Genomic DNA, 16,519 nt, shown 5'->3' on the forward strand with positions numbered 1-16,519 from the left:
TGCCGTCATGACGTACAGCGGAGCGGTGAAGGTCGGCGGACCTGCCGATGTGCATGAGCTGCAGAACCTGATGATCTCCAAGGTCGCCGTCGGCCCGATGGACAACAACGCCTATCTGCTGCGCTGCCGGGCCACCGACGAGCAGCTTCTGATCGACGCGGCGAACGACGCCTCGACGCTGCTCACGCTGATCGGTGACGACGGCATCGCGTCCGTCGTGACCACCCATCAGCACGGCGACCACTGGCAGGCGCTTGCGGAGGTCGTGGCGGCCACGGGCGCGCGCACCTACGCGGGCCGGCACGACGCCGTCGGCATCCCCGTGCCGACCGACGTCCTCGTCGACGACGGCGACACGATCCGGGTGGGGCGCGTGGAACTCACCGCGCGCCATCTGGTGGGGCACACGCCGGGCTCGATCGCTCTCGTCTACGACGACCCGCACGGGCACCCGCATGTGTTCACAGGGGACTGCCTCTTCCCAGGTGGTGTGGGCAACACACGCAAGGACCCGAAGGCGTTCGCCAGCCTCATCCAGGACGTCGAGACCAAGATCTTCGGCGTTCTGCCGGACGAGACCTGGGTCTACCCGGGCCACGGCAACGACACGACGCTGGGCGCGGAGCGGCCGCATCTGCCGGAGTGGCACGCGCGGGGGTGGTGAGTCCGACCCCAGGGGCGCGTGTTCGCGAGCACGCGCCCCGCGCGTGTTTGTGAGCGCACGCCCCGCACGCTGCGACGAGCGCGCCCGGCGCGTTGCCGTGACAGCGCCCGGCGCATGATCGCGAGCGCGAGCCCAGCGCGAGCTTTCAGCGCACGCTCCCCGCGCGCGAGCCGTAGTCGTGCGCTCCGAGTGCGCCTCACTCGCGCACGTCCCTCGTACACGCCCCACGCAACCCACGTACGCACGACGGCGCGAATGACGCAGCACGCGCCCCGTGTGAACCGAGCGCACGCGCCGGTGTCACGCGCGCGCTCCCGGCGCGGGCGCTGGTGCAGTCCACTGAAAGCAGCCCCGCACAGGATGACGGCTCCTGCGCGGACGGGCCGCCGGCCTTTCGATCCCCGCCCTCGGCCGGCGGCCCCGGCAGCGTTCTCGTCGAGCACATGGCCGGGCTTCCCGTCGAGCGTTCACGGGACTGCAACACACGTTCCCACTATGCGGACATTTGCCCTTGTGACCTCGACAAACGGCATGGTGGACTGTCACTCTCCCGCCATGCATCTCGCCCAACGCGCCCTGCGCCGCACCGCGTCCGCCACCACCGTTGCCCTGCTCGCCCTCGCCGTGGGCTGTGCTCCGCAGCCGGAGGAGAAGGCGACCGACAAGGCCTCCGGGGCAACCGGGGAGACCTGTGCCAAGGGCAAGTTGAGCACCCAGACCTCCGGCAAGCTGACGATCGCGACCGACGAGCCCGCGTACGAGCCGTGGTTCAAGGACGACAAGCCCGCCAACGGCAAGGGCTTCGAGTCGGCGGTCGCCTACGCCGTGGCCGAGCAGCTCGGTTACGACAAGAGCAACGTCGTCTGGCAGAGCGTCCCGTTCAACAAGGCCTTCGCGCCCGGCACGAAGTCCTTCGACTTCGACATCAACCAGGTGTCGATCAGCACCGAGCGCAAGAAGGCCGTGGACTTCTCGTCCGGCTACTACGACGTGCGCCAGGCCGTCATCGCGCTGAAGAGCTCCAAGGCCGCGAAGGCGACGAGCATCGCGGACCTCAAGAGCCTGAAGCTGGGCGCCCAGGTCGGCACCACCAGCCTGAACTACATCAACGACGTCGTGAAGCCGACCCAGCAGCCGGCCGCGTACGCGAAGAACGACCAGGCCAAGTCCGCGCTGAAGAACGGCCAGATCGACGCCATCGTGGTCGACCTGCCGACCGCCTTCTACATCACCGCGGCCGAGGTGACCGACGCGAAGATCGTCGGGCAGTTCGAGAACCAGGGTGGTACGCCCGAGCAGTTCGGGCTCGTCCTCGACAAGGGCAGCGCGCTGACCTCCTGCGTGACGAAGGCTGTGGACACGCTGCGCGAGGACGGCACGCTCGCGAAGATCGAGAAGCAGTGGCTGTCCGAGGCCGTCGACGCTCCGGTGCTCAAGTGACGGCCATGAAGGAGGAGTCGGGCGAGGACTCCGCCGAGGGGGACATGCCCGGTGGGGGCGACGCCTACGTCCCGTCGCAGCGGCGGATCGAGCGTGAGCGCTACCGGCGCAGCCGTGCTCGCCGCTCGACGGCAGTGGCCGCGCTCTCCACGCTCGTCACCGCCGTGGTCCTGTACCTCGTCGTCGTCGACGCGCCAGGCTGGCCGCGCACCAAGGAGACGTTCTTCAGCGCGTCGTTCGCGCGTGAGGCCTTCCCGAAGGTGCTCGAAGGGCTGTGGCTGAACGTCCGGCTGTTCGTGGTGTGCGGGGTCGTGGTGCTGGTGCTGGGCACGCTGATAGCCGTGGCCCGCACCTTGCGAGGCCCCATGTACTGGCCGGTGCGCGCCCTGGCCACCGCGTACACCGACTTCTTCCGCGGTCTGCCGCTGATCATCTGCCTGTCGATCGTCGTGTTCGGTATCCCGGCGCTCCAGCTGCAGGGCGTGACCAACGACCCCGTTCTGCTCGGCGGCACGGGCCTCGTACTGACCTATTCGGCGTACGTCGCCGAAGTCGTCCGCGCCGGCATCGAATCCGTGCATCCGTCACAACGGGCCGCGGCACGCTCACTGGGCCTCACCACCCGGCAGACGTTGCGCCACGTGGTACTGCCGCAGGCCGTACGCCGCCAAGTCCCGCCGCTCCTCAACGACATGGTGTCCCTGCAGAAGGACACCAGCCTCGTCTCGATCGGTGGTGCGGTCGAGGCGATGCGCTCCGCGGACATCATCGTGGGCCGGAGCCTCAACTACACGGCGTACATCGTCGCCGCGCTCCTGTTCGTGGCCCTGACCATCCCCATGACCCGCTTCACCGACTGGGTGACCGCGCGTATGGACCGGCGTCGCAGCCAGGGAGGCGTCGTATGAGCCGGAACCCCGACCTCAGCGGTCCCATGCTGCGGATGGAGTCCGTCCGCAAGACCTTCGGCGACTCGGTCGTGCTGCGGGACGTCGACCTGGAAGTCGCCCCGCACACGGTGACCACGCTGATCGGCGCCTCCGGCTCCGGCAAGTCGACGCTGTTGCGCTGCGCGAACCTCCTGGAGGAGATCGACGACGGTGCGATCTGGCTGGACGGCGAGGAGATCACCGACCCGAGGGTCGACCAGGACGCGGTACGCCGGCGGATCGGCGTGGTCTTCCAGGCCTACAACCTCTTTCCGCACATGACCGTCCTGGAGAACATCACCCTCGCCCCGCGCCGCGTGCACGGCGTGAACCGCGCCGAGGCTGAGGCGCACGCGCGTGAGCTGCTCGATCGGCTCGGGCTCGGCGCCAAGGCGGGCGAGTACCCGGACCGGCTCAGCGGCGGCCAGCAGCAACGGGCCGCGATCGTGCGCGCCCTGGCCGTACGTCCCCGGCTGCTCCTCCTCGACGAGATCACCGCCGCCCTCGACCCTGAACTCGTCGGCGAGGTCCTCAACGTCGTCCGGGACTTGAAGGACGACGGAATGACCATGGTCCTCGCCACGCACGAGATGGGCTTCGCCCGCGAGGTCGCGGACCAGGTCTGCTTCCTGGACGGTGGTGTGATCCTGGAGCGAGGCACGGCCGAGGACATCTTCGGCAACCCTCAGCAGGAGCGGACACAGAAGTTTCTGCGGCGGATCGTGGAGGCGGGTCGGCTCTGACGGACGCCTCGGCGGCGGCGCGGATCAGCCCAGCAGTTCGCTGCCCTCGGGTATCTCCGCCCAGCGCCGCGGCGGCCCCTCGACCGCACGTCGGTCGGTGACACGTATGCCGCCCATGTGCGACGCGTACGCCACTTCGTAGGCGCCCCACATCCCGGAGGGCTTGTCCCACTGCCAGAAGCGGTACAGCCAGTGGAGGTCGGGCTCGTCCCCGAACACAAGGCCGATCTCCTCGCTCAACTCGCTGTGCCCGTCGCGCGAGAGCTCGCCGAAGGTGCCTCCCTTGGCGTTGAAGTAGAGCCCGTAGGCGGTCGTGCCGGGTGAGAGGGCGTTGAGAACGTCCGAGGTGTTCAGGCGGTAGTTGGTCGGTTGGACCAGGACGCATCCGCCAGGTACTCCGGTCACGCCCACGAAGCGCCCGGAGAGCTCGTGGTCACCGGGGTCGAACCCGTGGGGTCCGGTCCCGTACGGACCCGGCTCCCGGTCGAGGTCGAGTACGGCAGTGGCAGCCGGGTCGGCCCCCAGGCGGCGTATCGCCGTCTCCTCGTCGATCCCCGCCACGAAGGCGATCGACCGGCCGTCGAAGTGCATGTCGCGGAAGACCTCGGCCCGGCGGTCGGCATCCTCCTGCGCCTTGCGCTCCTCCGGAGTCAGAGGCACAGCGTTCGGCAGCGCCTCGAAAAGCGGGGCCAGCTGTGTCGTGAGGGCGAGACGGCCCGGCGACCGGCCGCCCATCTGCGGGCTCCAGGCGTCCGCGCCCGCGGCGAGCAGCAGCTCCGCGGCCTCCCTCTCACCGTGGCAGACCGCCTCCCACAGTGGGGTGCATCCCTCGCGACCCGCCACGTCCACGTCCTCGACGTGCCGCAGGAGTTCGGCGACGACTTCGGGCGCGCCATGCTCCGCGGCGTGGTGCAGTGGGGTCTCGCCGGACCAGGAGTCGAGTTCCTCCAGAGGGTCGGCGCCCTCTGCGAGGCGTGCTCTGACGAGTTCGATGTCCTGCCATCCCTCGTGCCCCATGGCCTCCCAGTCATCGCGGTCCGGGTTCGGCGGCGGAGCGGCCGGCCGGTTGTCGCGCCGTCCGGCGGGGCCGACGATGCCCTCCGCCATGATCTCCCCGGGCCCCGAGCTGAGGTTCGCGCAACTGCCCGTATGCCGGGCTTTCCCCTCGGAGGGTGGGGGCTCGGTCTCCGGCCAGATCGCCACCGCCTCGGCGGCCGCGGCCCGTAGTGCCGTCGCGTCGATCTCCGTACGCGTTTCGGGCACGCCATGGTCGGGCCACTCGGCCACCAGCTGCATGGGCCCCTCCGGGGGCAACTGCGACAGGTGCAGCTCCATTTCGTAGTGGAACCCGCCGCCGCTTCCACCGTGCAGTCGCAGAGTGGGCCGTGGCGGTCCCTCCGTGGGTGCGGGCCACGGGTGGCCGTCGAGTGTGGTGATCCGCCGCCCGTCCGGGAGCAGCAGGCCGAAGCGCAGGGCGCCGGTGCCGGGTCGGCCCGGCCCGAAGTGGATGGGGTGCGTCGGCCGGCCCTGGCGGATCGACCTCAGGAAGATGCGCAGCCGGAAGGTCACCGAACCGGGCCACACATGCCAGCCGGTGAGCATGATGCGCGCGGCCGGGCCGGCGCCGAGTTCGGTGACCTGCGGCAGTTGGGCGGGCACGAACCAGTTCGCGGGCGGTAATGACTCGTCCGCGCCCGGCAGGTAGGCGGCCAGTCGGTGTTCCGTCTCCGGTTGCGGCTCGTCGGGCGGGTCGGCCGGGTCGGGCGGGTCGGGCGCGATCAATCCCTCGAAGAAATTCATGAATTGATCGTGGCACCCGCCACTGACAATCGGACTCAGCCCGTCCGATTACCCTCCGTCAAGCGGCCGCGCACCCCCACCGCACGGCGTCGCCTCGCGGTCAGGCGTCCGCCTGCCCCGTCCCCGCCAGCGTCGCGACCCGCTCCACCGCGAAGGCGTACCCCTGCACACCGCAGCCCGCGATGACCCCGTCGGCGCGGAGCGAGACGTAAGAGTGGTGCCGGAACTCCTCGCGCTGGTGGATGTTGGAGATGTGGACCTCCACCACAGGAAGGCCGTCACAGGTGTTGAGCGCATCCAGGATCGCGACAGAAGTGTGCGAGTAGGCTGCCGGGTTGATCACGATTCCGGCGTGGTTCAGGCGCGCTTCGTGGATCCACTCCACCAGTTCGCCCTCGTGGTTGGACTGCCGGAAGTCGACCGTGCCGCCGTGCGCGGCCGCCGCCTTGGCGCACAGGGCCTCCACGTCCGCGAGCGTGTCCGAACCGTAGATCTCCGGCTGGCGCTGCCCGAGGAGGTTCAGGTTGGGCCCGTTGAGGATCATGATCGGGGCGTTGGCGAGGGTGCGGGGCACGGTTCCTCCGGTCCTTCAGGTCTGCCGGTCCGTGGAGGACCGCTGCTCAGACCCGGTTTATCACGGTGCACCTGAGTGGTGACGGCCCGTACCCTCCCGTCATGACGACGCCTTCGTACCCTCCCAAGCCCTCCCCTGGCGACCGGATAGCCGTGATCTCGCCGTCCTCAGGGCTGGCGGGGATCCTCCCGCTCCCGTACGAGCTGGGCCTGGAGCGGCTGCGCAAGGAGTACGTCCTCGAACCGGTGGAGTATCCGGCGACCCGGAAAATGGGCTCGACCCCGCAGGAACGGGCCGACGACATCCACGCGGCGTTCGCGGATCCGACGGTCAAGGCAGTCATCGCGTCGATCGGCGGCGAGGACCAGATCACCGTGCTGCCGCTGCTGGACCGGGAGTTGATCCGGGCGAATCCGAAGCCGTTCTTCGGGATGAGCGACAACACCAACTTGCTGGCTTTTCTCCGCAACGCCGGAATCGTCGGCTACCACGGTGCGTCGGTGATGTGCGAGCTGGGCCGCCCGGTTGCCATGAACCCGCACACCGCCGAATCCCTCAGGGCGGCGCTCTTCACCTCCGGCGAGTACGAGCTCAGGCCCGCCGAGCGCTGGAATGACGTCAGCCGCGACTGGGCGGATCCGGCGACCTTCGACGCGGAACCGGAGACCCGGCCCGGCGCCGGATGGACCTGGGTGAACGCCGACCGGGTGGTCGAGGGCCGCAGTTGGGGCGGCTGCCTGGAGATCGTCGGCTGGCTGCTGATGGCCGACCGCGAGATCTCCCACGACCTCACCGAGTACGACGGCGGAGTGCTGTTCCTGGAGACCTCGGAGGAGATGCCGAGTGCCCCCGAGGTCTTCCGCACGCTGCGGAACATGGGTGAGCGCGGACTGCTCCAGCGCTTCTCCGCGCTGCTGATGGGCCGTGCCAGGACGTGGTCCTTCGAGCGCCCCAACAGCCCGGAGGAGGGTGCTAGTTACGCCGCCGAGCAGCGGGAGGCCGTGCTCCGCGCCATGCGTGCCTACGCGCCCGGCACGACGATCGTCTTCGACGTGGACCTCGGACACACCGACCCCCAATTCGTCATCCCCTATGGGGGCACGATTCGTGTCGACGGACCAGCCCGGCGCATCGCAGTCACCTATTGACCCACACCACACTCCCGCGCGCCCCCCGTAACCGCCGATCACCGTGGGTAGTTGACGCGGCATGCACGACGTACGCACCGTAAGGGCGCCTTCCATGCTCCGGCTCGCGGCCGCCTCGCTTGCCGGGACGGCCATCGAGTTCTACGACTTCTTCGTCTACGGGACCGCGGCCGCACTGGTCCTCGGCCCGCTGTTCTTCCCGACGTTCTCACCGCTGGCGGGAACGCTGGCGGCCTTCGCGACGTTCGGCGTCGGGTTCGTCGCACGCCCGCTCGGATCGGTGCTGTTCGGGCACATCGGGGACCGGCGCGGGCGGCGGCCGGTCATGGTCGCCTCACTGCTGCTGACCGGTGCGGCGACCGTCGCCGTCGGCTTCGTACCGACGTACGACCGCATCGGCGTGTCCGCTCCCGTGATCCTTCTTGTGCTGCGTTTTCTGCAGGGGCTCGGGCTCGGCGGGGAGTGGGGCGGGGCGGTGCTGCTGACCGCGGAGCACGCGCCCGCCGAGCGGCGCGGGTTGTGGTCGAGCTTCCCGCAGATCGGCCCTTCGCTGGGGTTCGTACTGGCCAACGGCGTGATGCTGGTGCTGTCGGCGACACTGTCCGACGCGCAGTTCGCGGCGTGGGGATGGCGAGTGCCGTTCTGGGCGGCGGGGGTGCTCGCCGTGGCGGGGCTGTGGCTGCGCGGCTCGCTCGCGGAGAGTCCGCGGTTTCTGGAAATGCGGGACCACGCGCGTGTGCCGCTCGCCGAGGTGGTGCGCGACCACTGGCGGCTCGTGCTGCTGACGGCCGGCGGCCTCGCGGTCGGCTACGCCGTGTTCTACGCGGTGACGACCTGGGCGCTCGCCTACGGCGTCGAACGGCTCGGTGTGAGCCGTACCGTCATGCTGGCCTGCATCATGGCCGCCGTGGTGGTGAAAGGCTCCCTGACGCCCCTGGTGGCCCTGCTGGGCGACCGTTACGGGCGGCGGCCGCTGTGCATCGCGGGCTGCGCGGGCGCCGCGCTGTGGATGTTCCCGATGGTCGCGCTGCTGTCGACCGGCGAACCCCTGCTGATGTTCCTCGGTTTCCTGGTGGCGCTGCTCGCGTTCGTCACGATGTTCGCTGTGATCGCCGCGTATCTGCCGGAGTTGTACGAGCCCAGGGTGCGCTGCACGGGCGCCGCGGTGGGTTACAACCTGGGCGGCGTCCTTGGGGGCGCGCTCACGCCGATCGTGGCGACGGCGGTGGCGAGCGGAGAGCGCGTCCCGTGGGGCGTGGCCGCGTATCTGACCGGGATCGCGCTGCTCAGTCTTGGGTGCTTCGCGCTGCTGCCGGAGACCCGGCCGGTGCCGCGGCTGGCGGTCGTACCGGCGACGGAGTGACAAGACCGCGCCCTTGTCGGTCGACCCCGTCATGGGTTGATCGCCAGTTCCAGATAGGCCGCGAAGATGACCAGGTGGACGCCTCCCTGGAGGGGGGTCGCTCGCCCGGGAACCACCGTCAGGGAGCTCACCACCACGGTCAGCGCGAGCAGCACCATCTGCGTGGAGCCGAGGCCGAGAACGAGTGGCCCGGAGAGCCAGATGGTCGCCAGGGCGACAGCGGGGATCGTCAGTCCGATGCTGGCCATCGCGGAGCCGAGGGCGAGGTTCAGGCTGGTCTGCACCCGGTCACGGCGGGCCGACCGCACCGCTGCGATGGTCTCGGGAAGGAGGACGAGCAGCGCGATGATCACACCGACCACGGAGTGCGGCATGCCGGCCGCCTCGACCCCGGACTCGATGGTGGGCGATACGCCCTTGGCGAGGCCGACCACGCCGACGAGAGCCAGGCCGAGCAGCCCCAGGCTGATCCCGGCTTCGCGGCCGGACGGGGTGTCGGCGTGGTCGTCCGCGTCGATCACCTCGCCCTGCCGGGTGATCGGCAGGAAGTAGTCCCGGTGCCGCACGGTCTGGGTCGTCACGAAGAGGCCGTACAGGATGAGCGAGGCGAGCGCGGCGAAGGTGAGCTGGGAGCTGGAGAACTCCGGGCCCGGCTTGCTGGTGGTGAAGGTCGGGAAGACCAGGCTGAGCGTGGCGAGCGTCGCGACGGTCGCGAGGGCGGCGCCGGTTCCTTCCGCGTTGAAGACGGCCAGCCCGTGACGCAGCGAGGCGACCAGCAGACACAGCCCGACGATGCCGTTGCACGTGATCATCACGGCTGCGAACACCGTGTCGCGGGCCAGGGTCGAGCTCTTGTCGCCGCCGTCCGCCATCAGGGCGACGATCAGCGCGACCTCGATGATCGTGACGGCGACGGCGAGGACGAGTGAGCCGAAGGGTTCGCCGACCCGGTGCGCGACCACCTCGGCGTGATGGACTGCGGCCAGCACGGCCCCGGCAAGGACCAGCGTCACCAGCACGACGACGGCGCCGGGCAGGTCACGTCCCCAGGTGAAGGCCAGCAGGACCACCGCGACCACGGGCACGACGAACGTCCACTGCGTCGCGAGTGACCGGAGCCGAACGATCATGCCGCGATCGTCGCAGGCGTACACGGGCCCCGCACTCCGGTGGCGCGGGGCCTACTCCGCTACTGCGTTGAAGGAACCCGTTCGGTCACCGGCGCACTACTTCAGCTCGCTCATCTCCCGTACGTCACAGTCGGTGAAGGACGGTGGCCGGGTACACAGCGCGGCCATCTGCTCCGCCATCTTCGTCGTCTCGGGGTCGTTGCTGTTGCGCATGGCGTCCTCGTGCGAATCGAATTCGATCACCACGAGGTAGTGGTTGGGCTTGTTGCGGTCGTGCAGGACGAGGCGGTGCGTGGGGCCACCGCTGCGGCCGGCCATGCGCTTGTCGGCATCCTCGGCCAGCTTCTGCATCTCCTCGATACGCTCGGTCTCGAACTCGATGATCTGCACGAACTTCATGGGTACCTCCACCCGGCCGGGGCGCCCCCGGGCCGGGAACGCGCAGAATCCAAGCAAGCACCGGGAGCGGGGGTCGGCAATCCGCCGCGCACCGCTCCCGGGGATGGTTGTTCCTACGTCCGTCGTGGTCAGACGTCGACGCTGTCCTTCGGAGCGCTCTTGACCTCTTCGAGCGCCGCCTGCTTCTTGGAGGCGACCAGGCTGGTGATCGTGGTGACCACCAGGACGCCGCAGATCACGCCGAGTGAGACCGGTATGGAGATCTCGGGGACATGGACGCCGGACTCGTGCAGCGCGTGCAGCACCAGCTTGATGCCGATGAAGCCGAGGATGACCGACAGGCCGTAGCTGAGGTGGACCAGCTTTCTGAGCAGGCCGCCGATGAGGAAGTACAGCTGTCGCAGACCCATCAGCGCGAACGCGTTGGCCGTGAAGACGATGTACGGGTCCTGGGTCAGACCGAAGATCGCGGGGATCGAGTCGAGCGCGAAGAGCACGTCGGTGGTGCCGATCGCCAGCATCACGACCAGCATCGGCGTCATGACGCGCTTGCCGTTCTGCTCGATCCACAGCCTGGTGCCGTGGTACCGGTCGGCCACGCCGAAGCGTCGCTCGGCGGCCTTGAGCAGCTTGTTCTCCTCGAACTCTTCGTCCTCGTCGTCGGCACGGGCCTCCTGGATCAGCTTCCAGGCGGTGTAGATGAGGAACGCGCCGAAGATGTAGAAGACCCACGCGAAGCTCGCGATGATCGCGGCACCCGCGGCGATGAATATCGTGCGCAGGACGAGGGCTATGAGCACACCGACGAGGAGCACCCGCTGCTGGTACTGCGAGGGCACCGCGAACTTCGCCATGATCAGGACGAAGACGAAGAGGTTGTCGACGCTCAGGGACTTCTCGGTGATGAAGCCCGCGAAGAACTCTCCGGCGGGCTCACCGCCGGAGAACATGAGCAGTCCGAGTCCGAACAGTCCGGCCAGGGCGATCCAGACGATGGTCCAGATTCCGGCTTCCTTGATGGATACGTCGTGCGGCTTGCGGCCGATGAAGAAGTCGACCGCGATCAGGGCGGCGAGGCCCACGATTGTCAGGACCCAAAGGGTCACGGAAACATCCACTGCGCCTCCGGCAGTACGTAACGGCAGATTTCAGCGTCGTCGCTACCGGAGGTCTCTTCCACCCGTGACGTTCACGGGCCGACGCCCCGGGATCTGGCCTGATCCGTATTGACGGGTACGCCGCAGCAGGTAGGGAGTACTCCCCTCCGTACGGAAAAGAGTACCCGAATCACCAAGGAAAGGTAAAGGGGTTAGTAAAGGAATGGATAAATTCCCTGGTCAGGACGTTTTACTGATGCTTGACGCAAGCTCCTGACAGGGCCTTGACGAGGTCAGCGGTTCCAGGGACGACGGGCCGCCGCCACCTGCGCGAGCACCTGCTGGAGCACCTGGCTGCCCGGCGGGACGAGCGCGGGCTCAAACGTCCAGGCATGCCCGACCCACGGATCGGCCAGGTGGTCGTCGGGCACCGGGGTGATGCGCAGCAGCGAGCGCCACAGCGGGTCGAGCAGCGGTCCGTAGGCGGAGGCGTCCTCCCGGTCGGCCACCATCATCAGATGGACGCCGACGGCCGGCCCCTCGTCCGCGAGATAGCGCAGCTGGGTCACGGCGCGATCGTCGAAGCCGTGCGGAAAGTCGTTGACGATCAGCAGTTGCTCCGCGGTGTCGAAGCCCGGTGGCAGCGAGTCGGCCGCTCCGCCGCGCACCGCCATCTGCACCAGGTCGACGCGCTGGGTGAGTCTGGCCAGGACGTCGGCCACACCTGCGGCGCCGACCGCGGGCGCGCCGTCGAGCGCTCCGGACTGCACCAGTGGCACGAGGGACGAGGCTCCTGAGCCGGCCGGGTCGATGACGTGCACCATGAACTCGCCCGCGGGATAGACGGCGAGCAGCCGTGCGGCCTGCGCCACCGCCGTGTCCATGGCGAGGCGGCGCAGCTCGTCGGAGTCGGCGAGTGAATCGTCGAGGGTGGCCCGCCCGCTGTCGATCCACAGGCCACGCTCCAGTGGCAGCCGGACCAGCATCGGGATGCTCAGGCCCTCACTCTCGGGCAGATGGAGGTCGCCCAGGCGCAGCGCCATGGGGATCTCCATCGGCACTCGGTAGCCGTGCCAGACCGGGTTGTCCCAGCGCGCGAACGCCGGGGGCAGCGCGGGCTCGACCACCTCGGCCTCGGCGGTGAGCTGGGCGAGGTCCCGGTCGAGGGCCGCGCGGGCCTGGTCGACCAGATCGGCGTGCTTGGCCCGGGCCGCATCGCGTGCGGCGTCGCCCTGTCCGCCGATCCTGCTGCGCGGGTCGGACAGGACCTTGTCGAGCTCCTGCTCCATCCGCGAGTCGGCGAAGTCGACGGCGCTGCGGTATGCGGCGGTGGTGCGGGCCAGGTCCTCGAACATGCCCCACACCTGGTTGTAGAGCCGCTCCTCCATGGACCAGCCGGTCGCGTCGCCCGCGACCGGCTGTGCGGGCTGCCCGGGCTGAGCGGGTGGTGCGGTCGGCGGGGGCGGAGGCGGGGCCCCGGTCTGCCGGCCGGGATGGCTGTAGTCGATCCCGCCGCCGGCGGGAGTGGACGGCTGGGTGACGGCCGAAGGATCGGGCTGGCCGGGGCCGCCCGGGTAGCCGGTCTGCGGCGCGGGGGCCCCTTGCGGACTCGGCACGTCGTACGGGGACTGCTGCGGCGGTACCGTCCCCGAGGCGCCCTGTGGTCCGCCGTAGGGCTGGTCCGGTCCCGACGCCGAGGTGGCCGCCTGTCGTGAGCGGTCCCCGTCGGGCGTGCGCGGCGGGGGTGCGGCCACCGAGCGGGCCAGGCCCTGGGCCACCGCCTCGTTGATGCTGCCCGCGAGCTGCTGGGCCTCGGGCAGGCCCTGGTCGGTGAGGAGTTCGGCGAGACCGCCCGCGTACCCCTGGCCGACCGCGCGGACCTTCCAGGCGCCCTGCCTGCGGTAGAGCTCCAGGGCGACGACGGCCGACTCGGCGTCCAGCCCTGTGATGGTGTAGCTGGCGACCTCGGAGCCGTCGAGGCCGGTGACCGCGATGAAGGGGGCGGCGACGGAGCCGAACCGGACCGGGCCCCCGGCCCCGGACGGCAGCGCGAGCAGCACACTGACCCGGTGCACGGTCTCCGGCAGGGCGTCCAGATCGAACGCGAGGCGGTGGTCGGCCGCCGCCTGCTTGGAGACCTCGAGTCCGGGCAGAGTGGGCGCGCCCGGGTGGGCCACCCACTCGACGCCGCGGACCTTGCCCTGCTCATCGCTGAGCGTGGCCCCGGCCACGATCGGCTTGCCGGCCGAAACACGGACCTCAAGACGGACCTGGGAGAGCGGATGGTTCTGCCCCCGGACCAGCTCGGCCGTCATCGCCTTGTCCCCCTATGTCGCCTCGTGCTGTGCGCGCCGCGCTGCCTACAGGTGCGGCAGGATCGCGGGCATCAGGTCCTGGAACGTGCGGCCGTTGGCCGGCGTGCCGAGGGCGGTCATCTGCCAGCCCGTGCCCGCGCGGTGCACCTTCGCCATGATCTGGGCGGTGTAGTTGCCCCCACCGTCCAGCGTGTAGCGGGCCAGCTCCTGGCCGTTGGTCTCGTCGATCAGACGGCAGAACGCGTTCTGCACTTCCTGGAAGGTCTGGCCCGTGAAGGAGTTCACGGTGAAGACGATCTGGTCGATGTGGACCGGGAGGCGCTGCAGGTCGACGAGGATCGCCTCGTCGTCGCCGCCCTGGCCCACGCCGCCGACCAGGTTGTCACCCGTGTGCCGTACCGAGCCGTCGTCGCTGACGAGGTGGCGGAAGAACACCACGTCGACGGGCTGCTTGTCCGCGAACAGCACGGCGGAGGCGTCGAGGTCGATCTCCCGGGTGCGCGAGCCGAACAGGCCGCGCCGGGGGGCGGCCTGCCAGCCGAGCCCCATGCGCACCGCGGTCAGGGTGCCCCCGTCGTTCTTCTGCAGACTGATGGCCTGACCCTTGGTCATGTTGACCGTCACGCGCTGTTCCCCTCTCGAACTGTCCCCTGTTGCCGCGGAGTCCGCGGATGACCAGAACCCTACGCAGCACCACTGACAGTGCCGAACCCTGGGGCGCGCTTTGTGTCGGTCTTGCAACACAGCGCGCATATGCCGAGGTCCGGCAGGGCCCGCGAGGACGTCAGGCCAGGCCCGCCTCCTTCATCTGGCGCAGCTCCTTCTTCATCTCGGACACCTCGTCACGCAGCCGGGCCGCGATCTCGAACTGGAGATCGGCCGCGGCAGCGCGCATCCGCTCCGTCATCTCCTCGATCTGCCCGGCGAGTTCGGCCGCGGGGCGGTCGGTCGGCACCGTCTCCTTGGCCTTGCCCTTGGCGGACTTGGCCGCCTTGCCGCCGAGCGCGGGCACAGGGGCCTTGGCGCCCTTGCCGTCCTTCGTTTTGCGGTAGCCCGAGCCGAGCAGCTGCTCCGTGTCGACGTCCTCGCGGGCGATCTGCGCGACGATGTCGTTGATCTTCTTGCGGAGGGGCTGCGGGTCGATGCCCCGCTCCGTGTTGTACGCGACCTGCTTCTCCCGGCGACGGTTGGTCTCCTCGATGGCCTTCTCCATCGCCGGGGTGATCTTGTCGGCGTACATGTGGACCTGGCCGGAGACATTGCGCGCCGCGCGGCCGATGGTCTGAATCAGCGAGGTGCCCGAGCGCAGGAAGCCTTCCTTGTCGGCGTCGAGGATCGACACCAGGGAGACCTCGGGCAGGTCGAGGCCTTCGCGGAGGAGGTTGATGCCGACCAGGACGTCGAACTCGCCCGCGCGCAGTTCGCGCAGCAGCTCGACGCGGCGCAGGGTGTCGACGTCGCTGTGCAGATAGCGCACCTGGATGCCGAGCTCCAGGAAGTAGTCGGTGAGGTCCTCGGCCATCTTCTTGGTGAGCGTGGTGACCAGGACGCGCTCGTCCTTCTCGGTGCGCTTGCGGATCTCGTGCACCAGGTCGTCGATCTGGCCCTCGGTGGGCTTGACGACGACCTCGGGGTCGATCAGGCCGGTGGGACGGATGATCTGCTCGACGAAGCCGTCGCCGCGGGAGAGCTCGTACTTGCCCGGAGTCGCGGACAGGTACACGGTCTGGCCGATGCGCTCCTGGAACTCCTCCCACTTCAGGGGGCGGTTGTCGAGGGCGGAGGGCAGCCGGAAGCCGTGGTCGACAAGGGTGCGCTTGCGGGAGGCGTCGCCCTCGTACATCGCGCCGATCTGGGGAACGGTGACGTGCGACTCGTCGATGACGAGCAGGAAGTCGTCCGGGAAGTAGTCGATCAGGGTGTTCGGCGGGGAGCCGGGTTCGCGGCCGTCGAAGTGCATCGAGTAGTTCTCTACGCCGGAGCAGGAACCGATCTGGCGGAGCATCTCGATGTCGTACGTCGTGCGCATGCGCAGACGCTGGGCCTCCAGGAGTTTGCTCTGCTTCTCCAGCTCGGTGAGGCGCTCCCCCAGTTCCTTCTCGATGTCGTTGACGGCGCGCTCCATGCGCTCGGGGCCCGCCACGTAGTGGGAGGCCGGGAACACATAGATCTGGTTGTCGTCGCTCATGACCTCGCCGGTGAGCGGGTGCAGCGTGGAGAGGGCCTCGATCTCGTCGCCGAACATCTCGATGCGGACGGCCAGCTCTTCGTAGACCGGGAAGATCTCGATGGTGTCGCCGCGGACCCGGAAGGTGCCTCGTGCGAACGCCATGTCGTTGCGCGTGTACTGGATGTCGACGAAGCGGCGCAGCAGGTCGTCGCGGTCGATCTCGTCGCCGACCTTGAGCGGGACCATCCGGTCCACGTACTCCTGCGGCGTGCCGAGGCCGTAGATGCAGGAGACGGAGGCGACCACGACGACGTCGCGGCGGGTCAGCAGCGAGTTGGTCGCGGAGTGGCGCAGGCGCTCCACCTCCTCGTTGATCGAGGAGTCCTTCTCGATGTAGGTGTCCGACTGCGGAACGTACGCCTCGGGCTGGTAGTAGTCGTAATACGAGACGAAGTACTCGACCGCGTTGTTCGGCAGCAGCTCGCGGAATTCGTTCGCCAGCTGGGCGGCCAGGGTCTTGTTCGGGGCCATCACCAGGGTGGGGCGCTGGAGCTTCTCGATCATCCACGCCGTGGTGGCGGACTTGCCGGTGCCGGTCGCTCCCAGCAGAACGACATCCTTCTCACCTGCGCGGATGCGCTTCTCCAGCTCGGCGATGGCCGTGGGCTGGTCACCACTCGGCTGGTAGGAGCTGACGACCTCGAAAGGCGCCACCGAACGTTCGATCTTGGATACGGGCCGCATGGA

14 protein-coding genes are annotated in these 16,519 nt (G+C 69.2%); 6 read left to right on the forward strand and 8 right to left on the reverse strand.

Features of this window, described 5'->3' with window-relative positions; all coding sequences use genetic code 11:
- Positions 1-7 precede the first annotated feature (7 nt).
- The 4 genes from AB5J50_RS12990 (at position 8) to AB5J50_RS13005 (ending at position 3,776) form a co-directional block, all read left to right on the forward strand.
- Positions 8-664 (forward strand): MBL fold metallo-hydrolase, encoded by a 657-nt coding sequence (locus tag AB5J50_RS12990; protein WP_369257698.1) that lies wholly within the window; start codon positions 8-10, stop codon positions 662-664.
- 555 nt (positions 665-1,219) lie between these two features.
- A complete protein-coding gene (locus AB5J50_RS12995) occupies positions 1,220-2,104 on the forward strand; it encodes an ABC transporter substrate-binding protein (RefSeq protein WP_369257700.1) in 885 nt (294 codons plus the stop codon).
- Positions 2,101-3,012, forward strand: a complete 912-nt coding sequence (locus tag AB5J50_RS13000; RefSeq protein ID WP_369257702.1) for an amino acid ABC transporter permease — start codon at positions 2,101-2,103, stop codon at positions 3,010-3,012. Before AB5J50_RS12995 ends, AB5J50_RS13000 begins: the two co-directional genes overlap by 4 nt.
- The gene (locus tag AB5J50_RS13005) at positions 3,009-3,776 is read left to right on the forward strand and encodes an amino acid ABC transporter ATP-binding protein (RefSeq protein ID WP_369257704.1); all 768 of its coding nucleotides are present in this window, start codon (positions 3,009-3,011) and stop codon (positions 3,774-3,776) included. Before AB5J50_RS13000 ends, AB5J50_RS13005 begins: the two co-directional genes overlap by 4 nt.
- A 24-nt stretch (positions 3,777-3,800) precedes the next feature.
- On the opposite strand, the gene AB5J50_RS13010 is transcribed toward AB5J50_RS13005, so the two are convergent.
- Together AB5J50_RS13010 and aroQ are read right to left on the reverse strand one after the other, a co-directional pair.
- The gene (locus AB5J50_RS13010; RefSeq protein ID WP_369257706.1) at positions 3,801-5,576 is read right to left on the reverse strand and encodes an ankyrin repeat domain-containing protein; all 1,776 of its coding nucleotides are present in this window, start codon (positions 5,574-5,576) and stop codon (positions 3,801-3,803) included.
- 100 nt (positions 5,577-5,676) lie between these two features.
- Positions 5,677-6,150 (reverse strand): type II 3-dehydroquinate dehydratase, encoded by a 474-nt coding sequence (aroQ, locus tag AB5J50_RS13015; RefSeq protein WP_369257708.1) that lies wholly within the window; start codon positions 6,148-6,150, stop codon positions 5,677-5,679.
- Between the two features lie 101 nt (positions 6,151-6,251).
- Between aroQ and AB5J50_RS13020 the strand changes: the two genes are divergently transcribed.
- Positions 6,252-7,298 (forward strand): S66 peptidase family protein, encoded by a 1,047-nt coding sequence (locus AB5J50_RS13020; RefSeq protein ID WP_369257710.1) that lies wholly within the window; start codon positions 6,252-6,254, stop codon positions 7,296-7,298.
- Positions 7,299-7,392: 94 nt separating this feature from the next.
- The gene (locus AB5J50_RS13025; protein ID WP_369257712.1) at positions 7,393-8,661 is read left to right on the forward strand and encodes an MFS transporter; all 1,269 of its coding nucleotides are present in this window, start codon (positions 7,393-7,395) and stop codon (positions 8,659-8,661) included.
- Positions 8,662-8,690: 29 nt separating this feature from the next.
- Here the strand turns inward: AB5J50_RS13025 and AB5J50_RS13030 are convergent, their stop codons facing one another.
- The 6 genes from AB5J50_RS13030 to uvrB all read right to left on the reverse strand — a co-directional run bounded on the left by AB5J50_RS13030 (position 8,691) and on the right by uvrB (position 16,516).
- Positions 8,691-9,791, reverse strand: a complete 1,101-nt coding sequence (locus AB5J50_RS13030; protein WP_369257714.1) for a calcium:proton antiporter — start codon at positions 9,789-9,791, stop codon at positions 8,691-8,693.
- A gap of 96 nt (positions 9,792-9,887) precedes the next feature.
- The gene (locus tag AB5J50_RS13035; protein WP_369257716.1) at positions 9,888-10,190 is read right to left on the reverse strand and encodes a hypothetical protein; all 303 of its coding nucleotides are present in this window, start codon (positions 10,188-10,190) and stop codon (positions 9,888-9,890) included.
- A gap of 128 nt (positions 10,191-10,318) precedes the next feature.
- The gene (locus tag AB5J50_RS13040) at positions 10,319-11,308 is read right to left on the reverse strand and encodes a TerC/Alx family metal homeostasis membrane protein (protein WP_327427886.1); all 990 of its coding nucleotides are present in this window, start codon (positions 11,306-11,308) and stop codon (positions 10,319-10,321) included.
- A gap of 272 nt (positions 11,309-11,580) precedes the next feature.
- Entirely contained in the window at positions 11,581-13,602 is a 2,022-nt protein-coding gene (locus AB5J50_RS13045) for a TerD family protein (RefSeq protein ID WP_369257721.1), read from the reverse strand.
- Between the two features lie 45 nt (positions 13,603-13,647).
- Positions 13,648-14,226, reverse strand: coding sequence for a TerD family protein (locus AB5J50_RS13050; RefSeq protein WP_327427888.1), 579 nt, complete (start codon positions 14,224-14,226; stop codon positions 13,648-13,650).
- 160 nt (positions 14,227-14,386) lie between these two features.
- Positions 14,387-16,516 carry an excinuclease ABC subunit UvrB gene (gene uvrB, locus AB5J50_RS13055; RefSeq protein ID WP_369257723.1) on the reverse strand — a complete coding sequence of 710 codons (2,130 nt, stop codon included), beginning with the start codon at positions 16,514-16,516 and terminating at the stop codon, positions 14,387-14,389.
- Positions 16,517-16,519: the final 3 nt, after the last annotated feature.

The sequence above is a fragment of the Streptomyces sp. R35 genome (assembly GCF_041053035.1).
Lineage (GTDB): Bacteria > Actinomycetota > Actinomycetes > Streptomycetales > Streptomycetaceae > Streptomyces > Streptomyces lutosisoli.